This is a genomic window from Flavobacterium sp. KACC 22763, from assembly GCF_028736155.1.
Taxonomy (GTDB): Bacteria; Bacteroidota; Bacteroidia; order Flavobacteriales; family Flavobacteriaceae; genus Flavobacterium.
Genome location: NZ_CP117879.1, coordinates 4,188,943 through 4,209,745, shown reverse-complemented (window position 1 = coordinate 4,209,745; position 20,803 = coordinate 4,188,943). Strand labels below are relative to the sequence as shown.

The window sequence follows — 20,803 nt, the reverse complement described above, 5'->3', positions numbered from 1 at the left end:
TTTCTAAAACTGCAGTTGTTTTTATTTTTTTTGAAGTTTATCTCACTTTTTAATGAGTGGCGCAAAGTTAAAGAAAAAGGAATAAAATAAGGTGTTTAGCTTGCTGTAGAATGAGTTAATATTATCTAAAAATTTAGATTTTTTATTGTTTGAGCCAAAGCATGGTTTTTCAGAATATTCCATCTAAATTTGCAAAATGAAGAAAATTCTCGCTTTATTTTGCTGTTTGCTCTTAACGAGTTGTTTTGAGATTACAGAAAGAATCAAACATCACGATGATCAGAGTGGCGAATATACGTTGATGATCGACTTTTCGAAATCTTGGTTCAAGACCAAATCTGCCATTTGGTTGGAAGAAGTCGATGGCGTAAAAATTCCGAACGAACAGGAAATTACACAGAAACTGGAAGATTTTAAATCTAAAGCTGTAAAAATTGACGGAATCTCAAATGTAACAACCAAAACAGATTTTCAGAATTACGTTTTCATTATCAAACTTAATTACGCGAACCTAAAAGCGTTAAATGCTGTTGTCAATACGATAAACAATCAGCGTGATCAGATTCACTTTAGCGGAAGCGGCAAAACTTTTGAAAGAATTGCATCTTATCCAGTTCCTGAAAAAGTGGTAAATGACCCAAAGAAAAAGAAAGATCTAGAAGAAGCTAATATCATCGCCATTTATAGTTTTGATAAAGATATTGTGGCTGTAGATAATGCAAACAGCAAAATTTCAAAAAATAAAAAAACGGTTTTTTTAAAGCAAAGTATGTACAGCGTATTTAAGAAATCGACTTTAATGAATAATACCATCCAATTAACGCCTTGATTTTATGAAGCATTTTTACACTCTAATTTTTCTATTTGCCACGTATTTTACTTTTGGACAGACTAGTTCAGACAAATACGATTATTTTGTTCAGTTTAACGGAAATCAGCTTTCTAAAAAAGTCAGCATAGATGAGGTGCTGAATCATCCGATTATTACGAAGTACACGAGTAAAAAACCTGATTTTGATCTTCGTCAATATACTTCTATCATTCAATTGGACCAAAAAATCACGGTTCATGGAAATTTCTTAGATAGCGTTCCGTTTTATCAAGTTACCATTCCGATAAAAAACAAAGAAGCAGTTAGACAATATCTGATTGAAAAACAAGGAGCAAATGACAAGAATGGCACAATTGAAGAATTTGGCAAATATGCTGTTTTTACACCAAGCGGTGTAAAGAGATCATTTGTTTGGAATGATAATTATTTGGTCATATTTGAATTGACAAAAAGACTTCCGAATAAATTTTATGCGACCCCAGATGGTCCTCCAGTTTTAAATGATTCCATAGGAATTTCAGAGGCTTATGAAGAAACGGTAATTGTAGATACACCGAAAGTATACGGAGTAGAAGAAGCGCCAAATCCGCCAAAAATAGCAGAACCGTCTGTAATGCGTGATGAGCCGATAGCAGTTGATGCACCAGCTGGATCAGCAGAAACGGTGGAACAAGATTACTTGTACGATGGAAATCCTTATGAAGAATATACAGCAGAACAGGCAGAATTTGATAAAAAATTGGCCGAGCAGCAAAGAGAAATTATAAAAGGCTTGTTTGAAAATGGTTTTACAGCACCAAGTTTTTCAAAAATAAATGCTTCGGCAGATATTTCGTCTTGGGTAAATTACAGCGGACTTATGTCTAGTTTTTATTCGTTGTATAATTATCCCATGGCATTATTTGGTGGTTATGATAAATATCTGCCATTTCAGAAGAATTTCGGAAATTTTGTAAAAGGCATTAATCTGGATTTTTATTTTGATAATGATAATTCCAGAATTGAAGAAGTGGTTGAATACGCGCCAGAGATTGCTGCTGTTGTAAGCAAGATCAGCGATAGAAAAATCAACAAAAACATCTTTACTTATTTTCCTGCAGAAAAACCTTTAGGTTACGTTTCATATCATGCGAATACAAAAGCGGCACTTGAAAACTTTCCGTCATTAATGACGGAGATATTTCAAAATCCAAAATTCGCGAAGGAAGATATTACCCTAATTACAGATCTTATTTCTACAATTGTTGATGAAGAAGCAACAGCAAAGCTTTTTGATGGTGATTTAAGCGCTTTTTTATACGATACGAAAGAAGTTGAGGTTATGACCAAAAAGTATGATTATGATGAGAATTATGAAGAAAAAATAACTGAAGAAAAAGTCAAAAAAGATATTCCGCTGTTTTCTGTGATTTTTACTTCAACTCATCCAACTTTTGGAGATAAATTACTGCAATTGGGAGTTCGCAAAAAAGTATTGATTCCAAATGGAAATTCATACATGATTGCAGGCACGCAAGAGTATGGCGATATTTTTATAATGAAAGAGAAAGATGTAGTAATTGTTGCCAATACGAGAGATTATTTTGCAACAGGAAAAGGTTCTTTTGCCAAAGATGCTAAGAAAGACTTGAGCAAAAATTACATTTCTGGAAAATTGGATATTGCGCAAACGGTGAAAACATTTGGAAAAAATGCAAAAGATTCAGAATTGGATCGAATGACTAAAATTTCATCTCAGTTTTCAGATATTTCTATAGAATCTGCTAAAAAGCTAATTGACAATAAATTGAAATTTGTTTTTAAACTAAACTCTTTTAAGTCTGATAAAAACATTATTCTACAGACATTAGATCTGGCAGAAGAAATGACTTCTAAATAATCGAAAAAAGAAAAATCCCTGATATGAGGAGTATCAGGGATTTTTTTATTCAAAAAAACAATTCATTCCGTAGGAATGTTTCATCGGTAGAAAAAAAATTGACGGTATCATTTATTTACGTTTCGTAGGAACGTTTGGTTATCTCGGTTTGCTAAGTAATTGAAGCCAGATAAATACCTTTGATGGTTTCTTTTAATTCAGCATTAAAATCTTCATCAGATTGCCCAGCGGTAAGTCCCTCAGACAATGCCCGTGAAAAACTGGCAATCAATCCGTGGTTTTGAGAAAGTTTTTGATTTGCTTCTTCACGAGAGTATCCGCCAGAAAGTGCTACGACACGAACTACATGTGGATCTGAAATAAGATCGTTGTAAAAATCGTTTACGGTCGGAATCGAAAGTTTCAGCATTACTTTTACCTCTTTATCCAATAAATGAAGCTGTTTTTGAATTTCTTCTTTCAGAATCTCTTCCGATTTTTCTTTATCAGGACTGTAAATATCAACTTCAGGTTCTATAATTGGGATTAAACCTTTGCTGAAAATTTGTTTTCCTACTTCAAATTGCTGGGCAACAATATCTCGTATTCCGTCAGGATTCGCTTCTTTAACTACAGAACGCATTTTAGTTCCAAAAATATTTCGTTCTACAGCACGATCTAGCAATTCATCTAAACCAGAAATAGGTTTCATTAATTGTACACCGTTTGCAAGGTCTGCAAGTCCTTTATCTACTTTCAAGAACGGAATAATATGTTTTTTCTCCCATAAATAATCGGCTGTCCATTGGCCGTCGATTTTGCGGTCCATTGTATTTTCAAACAAAATAGCACCTAGAATATATTGGCTGTCAAAAGCAGGACTTTTAATAATTCTAGTTCTCATCTCATGTACAAGAGTGTACATTTCTTCATCATTTGAATATTGATTTTCTTCAACGCCATATTGCGATAATGCTTTTGGTGTGCTGCCACCACTTTGATCAAGTGCTGCGATAAACCCTTTTCCAAAATGCATGAGATTTAATTGTTCTGTGTTCCTATTTCTCATAATAATGAATTTTAGTTTTTCATAAATCTCTGTAATTTAAGCATTTTTATTGTGCTTGCGGTTTATTTCAGATTAAGATTTCCTACAGTCCGATTTTTTCATTGACCTTATCGTAAACTTCTTTTACTTTTTTCGGAGGGTCAAATCGGTAACCAATAGACAATTTTAGAGTAGAAATATTATCATTCAATCGCGGATCGACTTTATCATCTTGTGCAAAACCTATTGTGTTAAGACTTGCAAAACCAAAAAAACGATCTTTGTTATAAGCCAGTTTCAAATTGAAGTCGGCCTGATATAAAGCGGAGGTTTCTTTATCAATAATATTAAGTCCGCCTCCCAAAGCAAGTCCGGCACCAATTAAAATCCGATCACTGATTACGAAATTGTAAAAATAGGAGGGCGCCAGCGTTATAACATAAATATCTCCAGGAGACGAGTCGGGAGTGTTTAGGTCTAAATTGGTGTAATAAAACGAGAAAGTCGGGATAAAACTACCAGAACTTTTGGTCTGCCATTCATTTTGACTTACCAATGTTCTAAAAGAGAATTTTTCATTGAAAACGTAAGAAGTCGATCCGCCAATTTTTGTTGTTCGCATGTTAGGAAGCTGGGCCGTAATGTTGTCATCACTAATATAAAACCCTTTCTGATTGATAAAAGTCAAAGACTGCATCCATTTTTTTAAGTAAAAACGGGTATTGAAATTAAAGTTCTTGGAATGAGAATCACCTTTGTTCTGACTTAAAAATTTGGGAGCAAAACCAATTGTAATATCAATGATTTTATAGTTTAGTGTAAAACCTATTTGTTCTCTTCGATTTGGAATTAGATTTACATACGTTTTCGTATCGGTATTATCTGAAGCAATCTGAAAACTATTGGAAGTATCTAGATAATAAATACTAGCAGTAATTTTATCATTATATGATTTAAAATACGGATTTTGCAGGGAATCATTTTGGGCAAAACACCCAAAAATGCTGATAAAGAATGTGGCGTAAATTAGTGCTAAACGCATAGAAACATAGTTTTAGATAATTTGAAAAGACGTTTAATTTAAATAATCCACACATCTAGCTATGTGAAAAAATACAATTTTCTAAAATCACCTCTAAGATAGGTCTTTAAATCTATGTTTCTATGTGTTAATTAAATTTTAGGTTACGAAATCCACTCACGCGGATTTGCCAACACATTACTCAATTTCTCTTCTTCGCTTCCTGTTTCTGGATGATGATCATAAACCCATTGAACATGCGGAGGCAAACTCATCAAAATACTTTCGATTCTTCCGTTTGTTTTTAAACCAAACAAAGTTCCTTTGTCATGAACCAAATTGAATTCAACATAACGGCCGCGACGGATTTCTTGCCAAGTTCTTTGTTCTGACGTATACTCTAGATTTTTCCTTCTTTCCACAATTGGCACATAAGCTTCAAGGAAACTATTTCCAACTTCGGTTACAAAATCGTACCAGTTTTCCATTGACATTTGTTCATTTGCTTTGCAATAATCAAAGAACAAACCTCCAAGTCCGCGGGCTTCATTTCGGTGTGCGTTCCAAAAATACGAATCGCATTGTTTTTTGTATTTTGGATAAAACTCTGGATTATGTTTGTCGCAAGCTATTTTACAAGTTTGGTGAAAGTGTTTTGCATCTTCTTCAAACAAATAATAAGGCGTCAAATCCTGTCCGCCACCAAACCATTGTTCGATTACTTTTCCAGATTCGTCGTACATTTCAAAATATCGCCAATTGGCATGCACGGTAGGAACCATTGGGTTTTTCGGATGAATCACTAAGCTTAATCCGCAAGCGAAGAAATCTGCTTCGCCAACGCCAAACATTTTTTGCATTGTTTCAGGAAGTTTTCCATGAACGGCAGAAATGTTGACACCGCCTTTTTCAAAAACATTTCCGTTTTCAATAACGCGTGTTCTTCCGCCTCCGCCTTCTGGACGTTTCCATAAATCTTCACGGAATTTTGCAGTTCCATCAACAGCTTCTAATCCAGCGCAGATCTGGTCTTGTAAATTTTGTATGTATGCGTAAAATTTGTCTTTCATGGTTTAATATATTCCGATTTAAGAAGTCCGAAGTAAACAGAATTTTGCAAAGTGCCATCACCGTTTCTAAATTCGTCTCTTAAAATTCCTTCTTGTTTAAAATTATGTTTTAATGCAATTCGCTGACTTGCCAAATTAACTTCTGATGTACAGATGAAAACTTTATTAAGCTCCAATTCATTGAAACAAAAATCAAGGGCATCAGAAACCATTTTTGAGGTAATTCCTTTTCCTTGATAATCTTCATCAATAAAATATCCGAATTCACATTTAGAAATGCGATAATCGATCGTTTTTACACACAAATAACCAATCAAATCGTTGGTTTTAATATCTCGGGCATAAAAATGAAAACCTTCTTTGTTTCTCTCTTTATCGACGCTTAGCGATATGAAATTTTGAGCTTTTTCAGGAGAATCTGAATTGGCAAGAGTGACAGGAAATGTCTTTCCTATGTGAGTTTTATTTTTATCAATCAGTTTGTAGAATTCTTCGGGAAGAATAGCATCGATTCGGTCTGTTTTCCAATCTGTAAAACTCATTTTATTTGTTTTTAATTGATGAAATTTTCGAGTTTATTCCGAAAGAAAAAACTTTGCTTTCTTGCTGAATATATTGATAAATCGCTAATGCTTTTTCTGAAAAATTATAACTTTCTGTTTTAGAAAATTCAATTAAAATATCTGTAAACTGCTCTAATTGATCCCAATCAAAATGAAGACGCATTAATAATGTGATTAAATTGTCATTGGAATAATCGACTAAAGTTTCAATGTTTAAACCAAATTCTTTCAGCTGATTTTCAATATCAGTTACTTGCAAGTGACTCAGAGGATAAGGTACAAAAACAAGAGTTCGTAACGTTTTGAGAACGTTATCGATTCTAATTTTTTCTTCGTCTCGTAAACCTTTGTTGAGCATGGTTTTAAGTTTTTGGTTTATGGTTGATGGTTTTTGGACGCTTAACTATCAACCAAAAACCATCAACCATCAACTACTATTGCCCGTATTCTTTCACAGCATCAATAAACGCTTTGGCGTGATCTACAGGGATATTTGGTAAAATTCCGTGACCTAAATTTACAATATATTTATCTTTTCCGAACTCGTCGATCATTTCGTGAACCATTTTCTTGATAGTCGGAATTGGAGAAAGCAATCTTGACGGATCAAAGTTTCCTTGTAAAGTGATGTTTCCACCAGACAGATAACGAGCATTTCTAGCCGAACAAGTCCAGTCAACTCCTAAAGCCGAAGCTTTACTTTTACCCATTTCGCCTAGAGCAAACCAACATCCTTTTCCGAAAACAATAACAGGCGTAATATCTGCTAAAGCGTCAACAATCTGGTTAATGTATTTCCATGAAAATTCTTGATAGTCAACAGGAGAAAGCATTCCTCCCCAAGAATCAAAAATCTGAACGGCATTTACACCCGATTTTACTTTTTCTTTTAAGTATAAAATAGTTGTATCTGTGATTTTTTGCAATAATGTATGTGCCGCAGCTGGATTTGAGAAACAGAATCCTTTTGCAGTATCAAAACTTTTAGAACCTTTTCCTTCAACAGCATAACAGAAAATTGTCCAAGGAGAACCAGCGAAACCAATTAAAGGCACTTCATCGTTCAACATTTCTTTAGTCAATTTTACTGCATCAAAAACGTAACCTAACGTTTCATTTACATCTGGAACATAAACTTTGTGAACATCAGCCAAAGAACGAATAGGATTTGGAATAATCGGACCTAAATTATCTTTCAATTCAACATGGATTCCCATTGCACGAGGCACAACTAAAATATCCGAAAATAAAATCGCAGCATCTGGAGCAATTCGGCGAATTGGTTGAACTGTAATTTCAGCAGCTAATTCTGGAGTTTCGCAACGCGTAAAGAAATCATATTTATCACGAAGTTCTCTAAATTCTGGTAAATATCTTCCTGCCTGACGCATCATCCATACTGGCGGACGCTGAACTGTTTCTCCTTTTAATGCTCTTAAAAATAGGTCGTTTTTTAACATGAGTTTCTATATTTAAACCCGACAGGTTTTAAAAACCTGTCGGGTTTGTTGTTGTTATTTATATTCGTGAATTACATCTTCAATCACATCTTCAATTGTGGGCTGATCTGCGATGATGATATTCTTTGTTATTTTTGATAAAGCTTCTGCGGTGGTATCTCCAATGCAAAAGCAGATTTGTTTATTGATGGTATTATGTTTTAAATAACTTTTAACTCCAGACGGACTAAAAAACAAAATCGCTTCAGGATTTGCTTTTATTTTCTGTGGCTGAAGTGTAGTTTCGTAAACCTGAATTTCATTGAATTTAATTCCGTTTTCTTTGAAAGCTTCAGGCAAAGTGTCTCTTCTAAGATTTCCGCTGAAAAAAGTGTAGCTTTCATTCGCATAAATCAAAGTGATAATTTCTGCTAAATCTGCAGCGTAACCTGTGTAAGCCACAACATTAAAGCCATTATCGCTTAAAAGCGTTTTGGTTTTAATTCCAACACAATACACGTTTTTCTTTTTTAACTGTTCTGAATTAGGATGAGATAAAACACTGTGAACAGCATTTTGACTTGTAAAAATCAGGCTTTCGTTGAGGTCTTTTAATTCGAAAGATTTGTTTTCGGTTTTAATGAAATCGGCTTCGATCAAGTCAACGCCATATTTCATTAACTCTTGTTTATGAAGAGGAGATAATATTTTGGTAGATAATATCTGAACTGGTTTCGCCATTATTTTTTTAGGGATTCTTTGATTTTCTGCATTAATTCCGTTCCTCCATTATTCAAAATCTCTTGTGCAGAGTTGAAACCTAGTTTTTTCCATTCTGAAATATCAACCGTTTTATTGATTTCCAGTTTCTGTTTTCCGTCAATAGAAAGTAAAACACCTTGAAAATGTAAAGTATCTTCGTCTTCGTTATAAGTTACTAAAGCTCCAATTGGTGCCGTACATCCGCCTTCAAGTGTTCTTAAAAACTGACGTTCGATATAGGTACAAATTTCGGTTTCGATATCATTTAACTGCGAAAGCGCATCCAAAGTATAATTATCATTTTCCATTGCCACCACAAGCATTGCTCCTTGAGCCGGCGCTGGAATCATCCAATCTAAATTGATGTAGTTTTCAGGTTTTAAGTTAATTCGCTCTAAACCTGCAGCAGCGAAAACAGCTCCGTCCCAATTGTTATCTTGTAACTTCTGCATGCGCGTATTCACATTTCCGCGTAAATCAACCACAGTATGATTTGGGTATTTATTGAACCATTGTGCCTGACGACGCAGACTTCCGGTTGCTATTGTACTTGGATTTGTAAAATCAGGATTTCCTTTATGAACTAAAATATCCAAAACATTGGCTCTTGGTAGAACAGCCGCTTGAACAATTCCTTTAGGTAAAGCCGTTGGAACATCTTTCATAGAGTGAACAGCAATGTCACAATCTCCATTGATCATGGCAATGTCTAGCGTTTTGGTGAAGATTCCTGTGATTCCTAATTCGTAAAGCGGCTTATCAAGAATAATGTCACCTTGAGATTTAACCGCCACAATTGAGGTTTTGTAACCTAAATCATTTAGTTTTTTCTCAACAGTATGTGCTTGCCAAAGTGCTAATTCGCTGTCACGCGTTCCTATTCTGATTGTTTTTTCTGCCATTTTTTGTTTTTTACCATTAAGGGCATTAAGAGAATTAAGTCAATCTTTGTCGAAGAAAATTAAGCTTAACTTTCTTAATATCTTAATGGTTTAAATTTAATCTATTAATCTTGCGAAATGATCATTCACAAGAGGTTTCATTGATTTTGCAATGTTTGTTGTGTTGAAATTTATTAATAGTCCTTGAGGTCTTTGTAATAATTTCATATATGTCAATAATTGTGCTTCGTGAATCGGTAATAGGTTTTCTATTGCTTTTAATTCAACAACAACACAATCGTTAACCAATAGATCTATTCTTAGATCTGATTCAAATTCAAGATCGTAATAATCAATTTTAACAGATAATTGTTGTTTTACATCATATCCGTTTCGTTCTAATTCATATTTGAGGCACTTCTCATATATGCTTTCTAAAAGTCCAGGTCCCAAAGCTTTGTGCACTTTTATAGCAAAACCTGTAATTTCATAAGCCAATTGTGTAACCTCTTTTTTTGTCATAGAACTTTTTTATTTTTTACCATTAAGGGCATTAAGAGAATTAAGCTTTTTGTGTAGAATTTAAGATTATTAAGCTCGTGTTATAGCTTGGCTTAATTCTCTTGACAAAGATTGGTCTTAATTTCCTTAATATCTTAATGGTTTAAATTAAAAACTAAGATGCTTTTATTTTGAAGACTTTTTCGATCCATTCGATGCTTTCATCAACCATGGTGTCGTCGTCTTTTAAATGATTTGCGAAATGTGTAGTGATTTTTTGAATGATTCGGTTACTGATGATTTCAGCTTGTTCTTCATTAAAATCGGCGATTTTTTTACTTTGAAAATCTAGTTCAGAAGCTTTAATAGCGTTTAATTTTTCTTTTAAAGCATTGATTGTCGGAGCAAATTTTCGACCTTTCATCCAAGTAACAAATTCTTCTTTGATTTCTTCGATGATCGCTTCTGCAGCCGGAATGTGTAATTTTCTGTTTTCTAGAGTTTCATCTGTCAATTGAGACAAATAATCCATGTGGATTAAAGTTACACCTTCTAATTCCTCTACGTTTTCATGAACGTTTTTCGGAATAGACAAGTCCAGAATCAACAAAGGTTTTTTAAGATTCAAAATCGCTTTGTCAACCGTTGGGTTTTGAGCGCCTGTTGCAACAACTACAACATCGGCTTTTTGAAGCTCTAAATGCAATTCAGAGTAATCTTTAACAATCAGATTTAGTTTTCCAGCTAATTTCTCTGCTTTATCTTTAGTACGGTTTATTAAAGTGATATGCTCGTTTTTAGTATGTTTTACTAAATTCTCGCAAGTGTTTCTTCCGATTTTTCCAGTTCCAAAAAGTAAAATGTTTTTGTTGCTGATATCTTCAACATTCTTCAAAATATATTGTACAGATGCAAAAGAAACTGAAGTAGCGCCAGAGCTTATCTCCGTTTCGTTTTTAATTCTTTTGCTCGCCTGAATTACTGCATTTACCAATCTTTCCATAAAAGCGTTGGCCAATCCCATTGATTTTGAATGCGTAAAACTGGTTTTTATTTGAGATATAATTTCAAAATCGCCTAAGATCTGACTATCTAAACCAGTTCCTACACGAAATAAGTGATTGATTGCTTCTTGATTTTTGTAAACGAAACCAACTTTTTGAAAAGCATCTACAGATCCGTTACTATTATCGCAAATAAGTTTTATTAATTGAAATGGGTGTTCAGCAAAACCGTAGATTTCGGTTCTGTTGCAAGTTGAAGTAACTAGTAAACTTTCGATTCCCTCGTTTTTAGCTTGTTCCAGCAATCGCGTTTTAGCAACAGCATCCAAACTAAATTGACCTCTAACCTCAGCATCAGCTTTTTTATAACTCAGACCAACTGAGTAAAAATATAGGTGTTTCGGTACGTTATTGTTTTCCATAAATTCACTTTCATAAAAGTGCAACAAAATTATTACTATACCATCGATAAAAATAACGCTAAAAGTACTTTTTATGTCGCTGTATGTTTTTTTGAACCTAAATAGGTGTTTTTGAGTAAAAAGGACTACTTTTGTAGCAAAATCAACTCGTTTGAAGTGATTAGTTTAGAGTCGTTCTAAATAACATTTTGAGTTTGTTTTGATTTTCGTTTCAAAAAAATATCGCTATGAGTTCTCAAGAAGTTATAAAAATTGAAGACGACTTTACGCTGATCCGTTTTCAAAATGATGGTTCTGAACCTTTCTACGCACAGCATGAAATAATAGGTACTGGCCTGATACAGTTTCACTTCGGGATAAAAGGAAATGCAAAATTTTTATTCAATCAGGGCAATTACGCCTTAGAATTGAAAGAAGAGAAATCGTTGCTTTTATACAATCCACAGAAAGAATTGCCGCTAAATTTAGAGTTGGCTCCAAATTCGTGGGCGATTTCAGTAATTGTGTCGATCAAGAAATTTCACGCGTTATTTTCTGCCGAAGCCGATTATATTACTTTTCTAAGTCCTGATAATAAGGATAAAAAGTATTATAACGAAGGAAATATCAGTCCGTCAATGGCAATTGTTTTGAGTCAGTTGTTTCATTACAATCTTCATCCGTCTATAAAAAACCTTTATTATAAAGGAAAAGGATACGAATTGTTGAGTTTATATTTCAACAGGACCGAAGATCCAAATGCAGAACAATGTCCGTTTTTGATTGATGAAGACAATGTTTTGAAAATCAGAAAAGCCAAAGAAATTGTAATCGCTAATATGGCCGAACCGCCAGGGCTGCAAGAACTAGCAGATGAAATTGGTTTGAATTTGAAAAAACTCAAAATGGGTTTCAAACAGATTTATGGCGATACAGTTTATGGTTTCTTGTTTGATTACAAAATGGATTTCGCTAGAAAACTTTTAGACAGTGGTTCTTATAATGTAAACGAAGTAGGGTTGAAGATTGGCTACAGCACGGGAAGTCATTTTATTGCTGCATTCAAGAAGAAATTTGGAACAACACCAAAAAAATATTTGATGTCGATTAATGCGAATGTTTAAATTTTTTTTCGCCACGAATTCACGAATTAATCTGCTTTAATCTGTGTAAATCTGCGTGAAAAAATTTCTCGAATTAGCTAAATCAATTTTGAATATTCAATAATAAAGAAAAAGTAATAAATATCATATTTCGAATAAAGTACAGCGATTACTTTTGCCGAAATTTTTAAAAACAAATAAAAAGCTTAAAGCAAAAAATACATAATGAAAGGCGCACTTTTAATAAACTTAGGATCACCAGACAGTCCAACACCAAAAGATGTAAAACCCTATTTAGATGAATTTTTAATGGATAAATACGTGATCGACGTTCCGTATTTATTGAGAGCATTATTAGTTCGCGGTATTATTTTAAGAAAAAGACCAGAAGAATCGGCTCACGCTTACGCGAAAATCTGGTGGAAAGAAGGTTCTCCGCTAATCGTTCTTTCTGAAAGAATGCACAAAAAAGTACAGCCATTATCAAATATTCCAGTTTCGCTTGCCATGCGTTACGGATCTATGACAATCGAAAAAGGTCTACAGGAATTGAGCGATCAAGGTGTTACCGATGTATTGCTTTTCCCTTTATATCCTCAATATGCAATGGCTTCTACTTTGACCATTTTGGTTTTGGCAGAAGAAATCCGCAAGAAGAAATTCCCTCACATGAAATTCTCAGATGTTCCTGCGTTTTATAATAAACCAGATTACATCAAAAACGTTGCAGATTCAATCAAAAAACATTTGCGTGATTTCGATTATGACCAATTGGTGTTTTCATACCATGGAATTCCAGAGCGTCATGTTCGTAAAACAGATAAAACAAAATCGCATAAAAAATTCGTAACCAACGAAATGTGTTGTGAAGTTGGAACTCCAGAAGCTGAATTCTGCTACAGAACACATTGTTACGAAACAACGCGTTTGGTTGTAGAGCAATTAGGAATTCCGAAAGACAAATATTGCGTTACTTTCCAGTCAAGATTGGCAGGAGATAAATGGTTGGAGCCTTATACAGATGTCGAAATCGATAATATGCCAGCAAGAGGAATTAAGAAAATTGCGGTTGTAACTCCAGCTTTTGTCACTGATTGTTTAGAAACTTTAGAGGAAATCGCGATGCGTGCTAAAGAAGATTTTGAAGCAAATGGAGGAGAAGAATTTTTAGCAATACCGTGTTTAAATGACGATGAAGAATGGTGCGAGACTGTTGCAAATTGGATTAATAACTGGGCTAAATAAAAATCAATGAATAGATTAAAATATAGTGCGATTTTATTTTTTGTTTTAGTAACTCTTTCAGGTTGCAAAAAGAATAATTCTCTTGCAGACAATAACTTTCACGATAAAACATTCGATTGGAAAATTTCTGTTCCAGATGATTACGAAAAGGTAGATTTAAAGCAGAAAATAGATATTAAAGGAGATACGACTTTAGCTAAAAAGAAACATTCAATTGTTGTTTTTAAGAAAGACGAAGCCAATTATTTTTCAGTGAATTACGAAGATTTTTTTGGAAATGATGTTCGAGCTCTTGATCTAAATATGAGATTAAAAGATTTTCTTCTTTTGAAGGATGTTGGCAAAATTTATCCAAAAGGTAAAATGGGAGATTATTCGGTAAGTACTGAAAATATTTCGGGTTTGCCATTTAGAAGAGCTAAAATAGAAATAACTGAGGATGGGAAAAAAGTAGTAACATTAGTGATTTTTTCTCGAGGTTTTAACGATAAGATCTTTGTCAATTCGATTGTTTATGAAGATGAAGATGATGGTAAAGAAATGATTGATCTTTTTAAAAAATCTACATTTAAGAAATAATGGAATATTACAATTATCTCAAATCACTGCATCTTATATTCGTAATCACTTGGTTTGCGGGTCTGTTTTATATTGTACGTTTATTTGTGTACCAAATTGAAGCCAATGAGAAACCTTCGCCAGAAAAAGAAATTCTGCAGGCACAATACAAAATTATGGCCTACCGTTTGTGGTACATTATCACATGGCCGTCAGCGGTTTTGGCGAGTATTTTTGCTTTTTGGATGCTGTTTTTTACAGATGCAGGTCATGTTTGGATTACAATGCCTTGGATGCATGTAAAACTGTGTTTCGTTTTCCTTTTGTATTTATACCACGGAAAATGCCATCAGATTTTTAAACAATTGCAAAATGACGAGGTAAAATATTCTAACAATTTCATGCGTTTATGGAACGAAGGCGCAACGATTATTTTGTTTGCTGTTGTATTTTTAGTAGTTTTAAAAAGTGCCATCAACTGGATTTTCGGCGTAATCGGAATTATTTTATTCTCGGTTTTAATTATGCTGGGATTCAGGTTTTATAAAAGAATAAGAGAAAAGAAATAGTTGGCAGTGGTCAGTTTTAGTGATCAGTTTACAATTATTGTCTTTTAATTTTTTATATATTTTATAACTTTAAAATAAAGTTACACGTCTGTAAAATAACTGAACACTAACAATCTGAACACTGAATACTAAAACTATGCTCAACTTCAAAATGTCAATGCTATCGCTTCGTACCAGGATTTTCCTGTCGATGATTGTATTGATTGTGGTGGCGTCTTTTTTATTGGCTTCGATTTCGATTATTCAGTTTAAAACCGAGGCCAAAGAATATCATCAGGAACGTTTAGAACGCAAAGAAAATGCGGTAAAGGAACACATCAATTACGTTCTGGCAACTACAACTTATCCGCTAAAAACTCAGAATTTAGATTTAATTTTTAAAGATAAAATCCACGAGCTGGCGCAGATTCATAAAATTGAAATTAATATCTACAGTTTGGATGGAAAACTGCTTAAATCATCCAAAGAGTCTTTTGCCGTTGATAAAATTGCACCGCCAATTCCAGAATATATTCTAAAATTGGTTCGTTCTTCTATCGAAAAACGATTCGTGGATATCAAAACTATTGATGGAGTTAAGAACAGATCTTCATATAGTTTAATTAAAGACGAAAAATTCAAACCGCTCGGAATTTTAAATCTTCCTTATCTGGAAGACGATGGTTATTACGATAACGAATTGAATACTTTCTTGATTCGTTTAAGCCAAGTATATTCATTTATGCTGATTGTGGCTTTTGCTTTGGCTTATTTCCTTTCGACTTATATCACAAAATCATTAAAAACGATTTCAGAAAGATTAGAAGAAACCAATCTAGATCAGAAAAATGAAAAGATTGTTTTGGAAGCTAACAGCAAAGAAGTCAATTTCTTGATTACGGCGTATAATGGAATGGTGGATAAACTGGAAAAAAGTGCGATCAAACTAGCGCAAAGCGAACGTGAAGAAGCTTGGCGCGAAATGGCGAAACAAGTAGCGCACGAAATTAAAAATCCGCTTACACCAATGCGTTTGACGGTTCAGAGTTTTCAGCGAAAGTTTGATCCTAATGACCCTGATGTGAAGCAGAAAATGAATGATTACTCCGAAACTTTAATCCAGCAAATCGATACCATGACGGCTGTGGCTTCGGCATTTTCAAACTTTGCTTCGATGCCTGCACAGCAAAATGAAACCTTAAATGTGGTTGAGGTTGTAGAATTGGCGTTAGATATTTTCAACGAAGATTATATTTCTTTTGAAAAGGAAGAAGAAGAAATCATTTCCAAAATGGATCGTACACAATTGATTCGTGTGATTACCAATTTGGTTAAAAATGCAACTCAGGCCATTCCTGAAAGTCAGTTTCAGAAATCGATCCTGGTGACAGTAAAAAGACAGGATAACAATGTCGAAATTGCGGTAAAAGACAACGGAATCGGAATTCAAAAACAAGATATAGGAAGAATTTTCGAACCAAAATTTACTACCAAAACCAGTGGTATGGGACTTGGACTTGGAATTATCAAAAACATTATCGAAAATTACAAAGGAACAATTACCTTTGAATCAACTTACGGAAAAGGAACTACGTTTACAGTTTCTCTCCCTATCACCAACTCATAAAATATAGCGTCATGAATTACGAAAATATCTTAGTTTCAATCGAAGAAAAAGTTGCTACAATTACGATTAACAGACCAACGAAATTGAATGCCTTAAATAAAGCAACAATTAGTGATCTGAGTGATGCCATTCAATCATTGGCTAAAAATGATGATGTTCGCGTTGTTATTTTAACCGGAAGCGGAGAAAAAGCTTTTGTAGCTGGAGCAGATATTTCGGAATTTGCAAATTATACCACTGTTGAAGGCGCGCAATTAGCGGCTGAAGGGCAGGAATCTTTATTTGATTTTATTGAAAACCTTAAAAAACCGGTAATTGCTGCGGTGAATGGTTTCGCTCTTGGAGGCGGTCTAGAATTAGCAATGGCTTGTCATTTTAGAATTGCTTCTGATAATGCAAAAATGGGACTTCCAGAAGTAACTTTAGGATTAATTCCAGGCTACGGAGGAACACAGCGTTTACCACAATTAATCGGAAAAGGCCGTGCAATGGAATTGATTATGACTGCCGCGATGATCACTGCTGAACAGGCAAAAGAGTACGGTTTGGTAAATCATGTCGTGCCTCAAGAAGAGCTTCTGTCATTTACCAACGTAATTGCTCAGAAAATCATCAAAAATGCACCATTTGCAATCGGAAAAGCGATAAAAGCCATTAATGCTAATTTTAAAGATGGTAAAAATGGTTTTGATACCGAAATAAAATCATTCGGAGAATGTTTCGGGACACAGGATTTTAAAGAAGGAACAACAGCTTTCTTAGAAAAACGTAAAGCAGAATTTACAGGAAAATAAAGTTATTCCGCAAAGTTACACTGAGATAACACGGAGATTCACAAAGAAAAATTTTATGTGAATCTTTGTGTAACTTTGCGAAATCTTTGTGCAACTTTGTGGTAAAACACTAGGCAAAGTTTAAAACCCTAGTCCCGATAGCTATCGGGATAGCATCTCAGAACCTTAGCAACTTAAGAAAAAATGTACGAACCAATATTTGCCCTTTTTTGTGAACGAGTTAAAGAAAGCATCCAAAGCGGAACTTTCGCAAAACTGACTTTGGCCAAAACGATGGGGGATACAGAACTTAAGAATGTATATTTCAGATTGGTTCTCAATGAAGATAATACATTCTCAGTTTCTCTGACTTTTAGATATAAAACGGAAGAAATTGAAAGCATTCATACTTTAGATGAAGCCTTATTGATTTTGGGCACTCACATTAAAAATCCTTTTTTAACCGCACTTTTATTCACAACCGATGAAGATGTTACATTCAAAGTAAATAAAAAGAACGCAGGAAGTATTATTGAGCAAGCGCCGACTTTTAAAAATGCTTCGCCAGTTATGTTGGAAATGATTGAGAAGGGAATTGTTTAGTTTTAGGAGCTAATCCCGCTATCCGTTTCAATCTTTTGTGGCGAACCCGCCACAAAAGGATTTTCACTACTATCGGGGCTAGGAATCCCGCCCTCAAAAGTAAGTTTTTCGACTAGTTTGTCATTTCGACGAAGGAGAAATCTTCGCGAGAAGCTCGACAAAGATTTGACAGCCGTTGAGGAGTTACTTGTGAAGATTTCTCCTTCGTCGAAATGACAATATTATGTGTTTTTGAATTATTTGTTCTCATCAAAAAGCTAAAAAGTCTTCGCGTATTTCCATGAAACATAACCTAAACCAGCTTCACAAACAAATTAGAAGCAATCTTATTCGAAATCGACAATTCTCTTTCATTCACTTTAATTTTTACTGATAAATCAAAAGATTCTTTAGAAAGAAATTCAATTTTAGAACCCAAAGCAATTCCTTGTTTGTCTAGATATTTCAAAAACTCCGAAGAAGTATCTTTTACACCAACACAAACACCAGTTTGATTTTCTTCTAATTCAGATAAAAGATGTTTTTCGATTTTAATAATTCGTCCGTTTGCATCTGGAATTGGATCGCCGTGTGGATCTTCAGTCGGATTTCCTAGAAAATCGTCCAAACGATTAATCAATTGTTCCGATTTGATATGTTCCAATTGTTCTGCAATATCGTGAACCTCATCCCAGCTAAAGTTTAGTTTTTCAACCAGAAACACTTCCCAAAGACGATGTTTTCTCACAATCATTTTGGCTGCCAGTTTTCCGTTTTCAGTCAAAGAAACTCCTTGGTATTTTTTATAATTAACCAAATCTTTCTCTGCTAGCTTTTTAAGCATATCGGTTACAGAGGAAGCTTTTGTTTCCATAATTTCTGCAATAGCATTGGTGCTGACTTCTGTTTCCAAAGCGGCTGTCAGATGATAGATCGATTTTAAGTAGTTTTCTTCTGAAAAGGTCATTTTTTTAAGCTTCTAAGTTTCTAAGATGCTGAGTTGCTAAGTTTTCTTTTAGGCTTTTTAATAAAAAGCTTAGAATCTTAGTAGCTCAGCATCTTAGAAACTTTATTTAACAATCAACAAAGGTATCGAAATTTTATGTCTCAATTTATCTACCGTTGTGCCGAAAAGAATATCTTTTAATCCAGTGTGGCCGTGGGTTCCCATAACGAGAATATCGAAGTTTCCTTCGTTTATAATTTTCGAAATTACTTTGGTCGGTTTTCCAAAACCAAGTTCTGTTTTGATCTTAAATCCTTTTTCTGAAAGCATGTCTTTGTATTTCAGCAATAACTTTTCATCTATTGTGGTTTCATAATCTTGTATATTAACTCCGTACATTAAGGCTCCGACCGTTTCTACAATGTGAATGAGCGTATATTCGGTGTCAATGCCACCCAATTCAAAGGCTTTGTTTAAAGCGGCTTCGTCGGCATTTGAGAAATCGACAGAAACAGCAATGTTTTTAATGCTCTTACTTTCTCTTGGCGAAAACTTCAGTTTAAGATTGTGAGGCGAATGATTTATAGCTTTTGATTTGAATTTGGCAATAAATGGTTTGAAAACAATGTACAGCAATAAAACAGAGAATGCGATAGCTAATGGAACAACCGTAAGCCAAAGAACCATTGGATTGTCTGAATTTGCTAACCACGAAGTGATTTCGTCATAAACCAATTTGGCATTCAAAGAAACAATAATAGATGCAATGATCCAGGAAACAACCTGAGTGGTTCTGGAAATATGAAAACCTTTCATTTTTGACTTATCACTTACAAAATGAATCAGCGGAATAATGGCAAATCCGAGTTGTAAACTCAAAATAACCTGACTTAGAATTAAAAGCTTCCCTGTTACGCTTTCGCCATAAATTAAAATTACGATTACGGCAGGTATAATGGCAATCAAACGCGTTATAATTCTACGAACCCAAGGCTGAATTCTGAAATGCAGATAACCTTCCATTACGATTTGTCCTGCAAGTGTTCCTGTAACGGTCGAACTTTGTCCAGCAGCGATTAAAGCAACGGCAAATAATATTGGTGCCCATTTGGTTCCTAAAAGCGGTTCAAGAAATTGATGTGCATCTTGAATTTCGGCAACTTCAAACATTCCATTTTTATGGAAAGTCGCTGCAGCAAGAATTAAAATGGCAGCATTTACAAAGAAAGCAAGATTCAAAGCAATCGTAGAATCGATCAAATTGTATTTTAAAGCTTGTTTGATTCCCGCTGGAGTTCTGTCAAATTTTCTGGTTTGCACCAAAGAGGAATGCAAATATAAATTGTGAGGCATTACAGTTGCACCGATAATTCCGATAGCGATATACAAAGCTGCTGAGTTGGGAATCGAAGGAATAAGTCCTGCCAGAACTTTGTGAACTTCCGGTTCTGCAAAAATCATTTCGAAAATAAAAGAGAAGCCAATAATCGCCACTAAAGCAATAATGAAGGCTTCCATCTTACGAATTCCTTTATTGATCAGGAAAAGCAGTAAAAAGGTGTCTAAAACAGTAATTAGAACCGCTTCGATTAGCGGAATTCCGAAAAGCAGATTAATCCCGATTGCCATTCCGAGAACTTCGGCAAGATCGCAGGCTGCAATGGCAATTTCGGCAAGGAAATATAGAATGTAATTGATGTATTTGGAATAGGTTTCTCGAGAGGCTTGCGCAAGATCGCGCTGGGTTACAATTCCGAGGCGCGCACTTAAGCTCTGCAAAAGCAAAGCCATTAAATTACTCATCAATAAAACCCAGACTAAAGTGTATCCGAATTGGCTTCCGCCAGCAATATCGGTTGCCCAGTTTCCAGGATCCATATAGCCAACACTTACCAAATAAGCGGGACCTAGGAAGGCTAAAATTTTTCTAAAACCTTTTTTTTTATTTTCTGTGGAAACCGATTCGTGGACTTCTTCTAAAGATTTGGTCATTGTAAAAGTATTGTTTTCACAAATATAGAGAAAAATTATATTCGCGAAA

At 34.5% G+C, this 20,803-nt stretch carries 21 protein-coding genes; 9 read left to right on the top strand and 12 right to left on the bottom strand.

Annotated features, from left to right (window positions below; all coding sequences use genetic code 11):
* The first annotated feature begins 196 nt into the window (after window positions 1-196).
* Both PQ463_RS17685 and PQ463_RS17680 read left to right on the top strand, forming a co-directional pair.
* Window positions 197-829 carry a hypothetical protein gene (locus PQ463_RS17685; protein WP_274254809.1) on the top strand — a complete coding sequence of 211 codons (633 nt, stop codon included), beginning with the start codon at window positions 197-199 and terminating at the stop codon, window positions 827-829.
* Between the two features lie 4 nt (window positions 830-833).
* Window positions 834-2,711, top strand: coding sequence for a hypothetical protein (locus PQ463_RS17680; RefSeq protein WP_274254808.1), 1,878 nt, complete (start codon window positions 834-836; stop codon window positions 2,709-2,711).
* Between the two features lie 151 nt (window positions 2,712-2,862).
* On the opposite strand, the gene PQ463_RS17675 is transcribed toward PQ463_RS17680, so the two are convergent.
* The 10 genes from PQ463_RS17675 to hemA form a co-directional block, all read right to left on the bottom strand.
* Window positions 2,863-3,759 carry a fructose bisphosphate aldolase gene (locus tag PQ463_RS17675; protein WP_274254807.1) on the bottom strand — a complete coding sequence of 299 codons (897 nt, stop codon included), beginning with the start codon at window positions 3,757-3,759 and terminating at the stop codon, window positions 2,863-2,865.
* 82 nt (window positions 3,760-3,841) lie between these two features.
* Entirely contained in the window at window positions 3,842-4,780 is a 939-nt protein-coding gene (locus PQ463_RS17670; RefSeq protein WP_274254806.1) for a DUF4421 family protein, read from the bottom strand.
* A 143-nt stretch (window positions 4,781-4,923) separates the two neighbouring features.
* Window positions 4,924-5,829 (bottom strand): oxygen-dependent coproporphyrinogen oxidase, encoded by a 906-nt coding sequence (gene hemF / locus PQ463_RS17665; protein ID WP_274254805.1) that lies wholly within the window; start codon window positions 5,827-5,829, stop codon window positions 4,924-4,926.
* The gene (locus PQ463_RS17660) at window positions 5,826-6,371 is read right to left on the bottom strand and encodes a GNAT family N-acetyltransferase (protein ID WP_274254803.1); all 546 of its coding nucleotides are present in this window, start codon (window positions 6,369-6,371) and stop codon (window positions 5,826-5,828) included. The genes hemF and PQ463_RS17660 overlap by 4 nt, the downstream gene beginning before the upstream one ends.
* A 1-nt stretch (window position 6,372) precedes the next feature.
* The gene (locus tag PQ463_RS17655; protein WP_274254802.1) at window positions 6,373-6,750 is read right to left on the bottom strand and encodes a hypothetical protein; all 378 of its coding nucleotides are present in this window, start codon (window positions 6,748-6,750) and stop codon (window positions 6,373-6,375) included.
* A gap of 76 nt (window positions 6,751-6,826) precedes the next feature.
* Window positions 6,827-7,852, bottom strand: a complete 1,026-nt coding sequence (hemE, locus tag PQ463_RS17650) for a uroporphyrinogen decarboxylase (RefSeq protein ID WP_229353715.1) — start codon at window positions 7,850-7,852, stop codon at window positions 6,827-6,829.
* Between the two features lie 54 nt (window positions 7,853-7,906).
* Window positions 7,907-8,572 (bottom strand): uroporphyrinogen-III synthase, encoded by a 666-nt coding sequence (locus PQ463_RS17645; RefSeq protein WP_274254801.1) that lies wholly within the window; start codon window positions 8,570-8,572, stop codon window positions 7,907-7,909.
* Window positions 8,572-9,495 carry a hydroxymethylbilane synthase gene (hemC, locus tag PQ463_RS17640; protein WP_274254800.1) on the bottom strand — a complete coding sequence of 308 codons (924 nt, stop codon included), beginning with the start codon at window positions 9,493-9,495 and terminating at the stop codon, window positions 8,572-8,574. Before hemC ends, PQ463_RS17645 begins: the two co-directional genes overlap by 1 nt.
* 96 nt (window positions 9,496-9,591) lie before the next feature.
* Complete coding sequence (locus PQ463_RS17635; RefSeq protein ID WP_274254799.1) at window positions 9,592-9,996, bottom strand: GxxExxY protein; 405 nt, start codon at window positions 9,994-9,996, stop codon at window positions 9,592-9,594.
* A 154-nt stretch (window positions 9,997-10,150) separates the two neighbouring features.
* Window positions 10,151-11,401, bottom strand: coding sequence for a glutamyl-tRNA reductase (hemA, locus tag PQ463_RS17630; protein WP_274254798.1), 1,251 nt, complete (start codon window positions 11,399-11,401; stop codon window positions 10,151-10,153).
* Between the two features lie 227 nt (window positions 11,402-11,628).
* On the opposite strand from hemA, the gene PQ463_RS17625 reads away from it, so the two are divergent.
* The 7 genes from PQ463_RS17625 to PQ463_RS17595 all read left to right on the top strand — a co-directional run bounded on the left by PQ463_RS17625 (window position 11,629) and on the right by PQ463_RS17595 (window position 17,837).
* On the top strand, window positions 11,629-12,504 hold the full coding sequence (locus PQ463_RS17625) for an AraC family transcriptional regulator (protein ID WP_111368228.1): 876 nt from the start codon (window positions 11,629-11,631) through the stop codon (window positions 12,502-12,504).
* 204 nt (window positions 12,505-12,708) lie between these two features.
* Window positions 12,709-13,728: a ferrochelatase gene (gene hemH / locus PQ463_RS17620; protein WP_274254797.1), complete on the top strand. Its 1,020-nt coding sequence runs from the start codon at window positions 12,709-12,711 to the stop codon at window positions 13,726-13,728.
* 6 nt (window positions 13,729-13,734) lie between these two features.
* Window positions 13,735-14,307 carry a hypothetical protein gene (locus PQ463_RS17615; RefSeq protein ID WP_274254796.1) on the top strand — a complete coding sequence of 191 codons (573 nt, stop codon included), beginning with the start codon at window positions 13,735-13,737 and terminating at the stop codon, window positions 14,305-14,307.
* Complete coding sequence (locus tag PQ463_RS17610) at window positions 14,307-14,855, top strand: CopD family protein (RefSeq protein WP_274254795.1); 549 nt, start codon at window positions 14,307-14,309, stop codon at window positions 14,853-14,855. The genes PQ463_RS17615 and PQ463_RS17610 overlap by 1 nt, the downstream gene beginning before the upstream one ends.
* Window positions 14,856-15,045: 190 nt before the next feature.
* On the top strand, window positions 15,046-16,461 hold the full coding sequence (locus tag PQ463_RS17605; RefSeq protein WP_274257971.1) for a sensor histidine kinase: 1,416 nt from the start codon (window positions 15,046-15,048) through the stop codon (window positions 16,459-16,461).
* Window positions 16,462-16,472: 11 nt separating this feature from the next.
* A complete protein-coding gene (locus tag PQ463_RS17600; RefSeq protein ID WP_274254794.1) occupies window positions 16,473-17,255 on the top strand; it encodes an enoyl-CoA hydratase/isomerase family protein in 783 nt (260 codons plus the stop codon).
* A 183-nt stretch (window positions 17,256-17,438) separates the two neighbouring features.
* The gene (locus PQ463_RS17595) at window positions 17,439-17,837 is read left to right on the top strand and encodes a hypothetical protein (protein ID WP_274254793.1); all 399 of its coding nucleotides are present in this window, start codon (window positions 17,439-17,441) and stop codon (window positions 17,835-17,837) included.
* A 292-nt stretch (window positions 17,838-18,129) separates the two neighbouring features.
* Here PQ463_RS17595 and PQ463_RS17590 read toward each other — a convergent pair whose 3' ends face one another.
* Both PQ463_RS17590 and PQ463_RS17585 read right to left on the bottom strand, forming a co-directional pair.
* Window positions 18,130-18,783 (bottom strand): metal-dependent transcriptional regulator, encoded by a 654-nt coding sequence (locus PQ463_RS17590; RefSeq protein ID WP_274254791.1) that lies wholly within the window; start codon window positions 18,781-18,783, stop codon window positions 18,130-18,132.
* Between the two features lie 102 nt (window positions 18,784-18,885).
* The gene (locus PQ463_RS17585) at window positions 18,886-20,754 is read right to left on the bottom strand and encodes an Nramp family divalent metal transporter (RefSeq protein ID WP_274254790.1); all 1,869 of its coding nucleotides are present in this window, start codon (window positions 20,752-20,754) and stop codon (window positions 18,886-18,888) included.
* Between the last annotated feature and the right edge of the window lie 49 nt (window positions 20,755-20,803).

Bases quoted from the DNA above. Each gene is read 5' to 3' on its own strand.
- hemC (WP_274254800.1), bottom strand. From the start codon at position 9,495: ATGGCAGAAAAAACAATCAGAATAGGAACGCGTGACAGCGAATTAGCA.
- PQ463_RS17685 (WP_274254809.1), top strand. From the start codon at position 197: ATGAAGAAAATTCTCGCTTTATTTTGCTGTTTGCTCTTAACGAGTTGT.
- hemH (WP_274254797.1), top strand. From the start codon at position 12,709: ATGAAAGGCGCACTTTTAATAAACTTAGGATCACCAGACAGTCCAACA.
- PQ463_RS17655 (WP_274254802.1), bottom strand. From the start codon at position 6,750: ATGCTCAACAAAGGTTTACGAGACGAAGAAAAAATTAGAATCGATAAC.
- PQ463_RS17595 (WP_274254793.1), top strand. From the start codon at position 17,439: ATGTACGAACCAATATTTGCCCTTTTTTGTGAACGAGTTAAAGAAAGC.
- PQ463_RS17660 (WP_274254803.1), bottom strand. From the start codon at position 6,371: ATGAGTTTTACAGATTGGAAAACAGACCGAATCGATGCTATTCTTCCC.
- PQ463_RS17605 (WP_274257971.1), top strand. From the start codon at position 15,046: ATGATTGTATTGATTGTGGTGGCGTCTTTTTTATTGGCTTCGATTTCG.
- PQ463_RS17615 (WP_274254796.1), top strand. From the start codon at position 13,735: ATGAATAGATTAAAATATAGTGCGATTTTATTTTTTGTTTTAGTAACT.
- PQ463_RS17600 (WP_274254794.1), top strand. From the start codon at position 16,473: ATGAATTACGAAAATATCTTAGTTTCAATCGAAGAAAAAGTTGCTACA.
- PQ463_RS17645 (WP_274254801.1), bottom strand. From the start codon at position 8,572: ATGGCGAAACCAGTTCAGATATTATCTACCAAAATATTATCTCCTCTT.
- hemF (WP_274254805.1), bottom strand. From the start codon at position 5,829: ATGAAAGACAAATTTTACGCATACATACAAAATTTACAAGACCAGATC.
- PQ463_RS17585 (WP_274254790.1), bottom strand. From the start codon at position 20,754: ATGACCAAATCTTTAGAAGAAGTCCACGAATCGGTTTCCACAGAAAAT.
- PQ463_RS17625 (WP_111368228.1), top strand. From the start codon at position 11,629: ATGAGTTCTCAAGAAGTTATAAAAATTGAAGACGACTTTACGCTGATC.
- PQ463_RS17670 (WP_274254806.1), bottom strand. From the start codon at position 4,780: ATGCGTTTAGCACTAATTTACGCCACATTCTTTATCAGCATTTTTGGG.
- hemE (WP_229353715.1), bottom strand. From the start codon at position 7,852: ATGTTAAAAAACGACCTATTTTTAAGAGCATTAAAAGGAGAAACAGTT.
- PQ463_RS17610 (WP_274254795.1), top strand. From the start codon at position 14,307: ATGGAATATTACAATTATCTCAAATCACTGCATCTTATATTCGTAATC.
- hemA (WP_274254798.1), bottom strand. From the start codon at position 11,401: ATGGAAAACAATAACGTACCGAAACACCTATATTTTTACTCAGTTGGT.
- PQ463_RS17590 (WP_274254791.1), bottom strand. From the start codon at position 18,783: ATGACCTTTTCAGAAGAAAACTACTTAAAATCGATCTATCATCTGACA.
- PQ463_RS17680 (WP_274254808.1), top strand. From the start codon at position 834: ATGAAGCATTTTTACACTCTAATTTTTCTATTTGCCACGTATTTTACT.
- PQ463_RS17675 (WP_274254807.1), bottom strand. From the start codon at position 3,759: ATGAGAAATAGGAACACAGAACAATTAAATCTCATGCATTTTGGAAAA.
- PQ463_RS17635 (WP_274254799.1), bottom strand. From the start codon at position 9,996: ATGACAAAAAAAGAGGTTACACAATTGGCTTATGAAATTACAGGTTTT.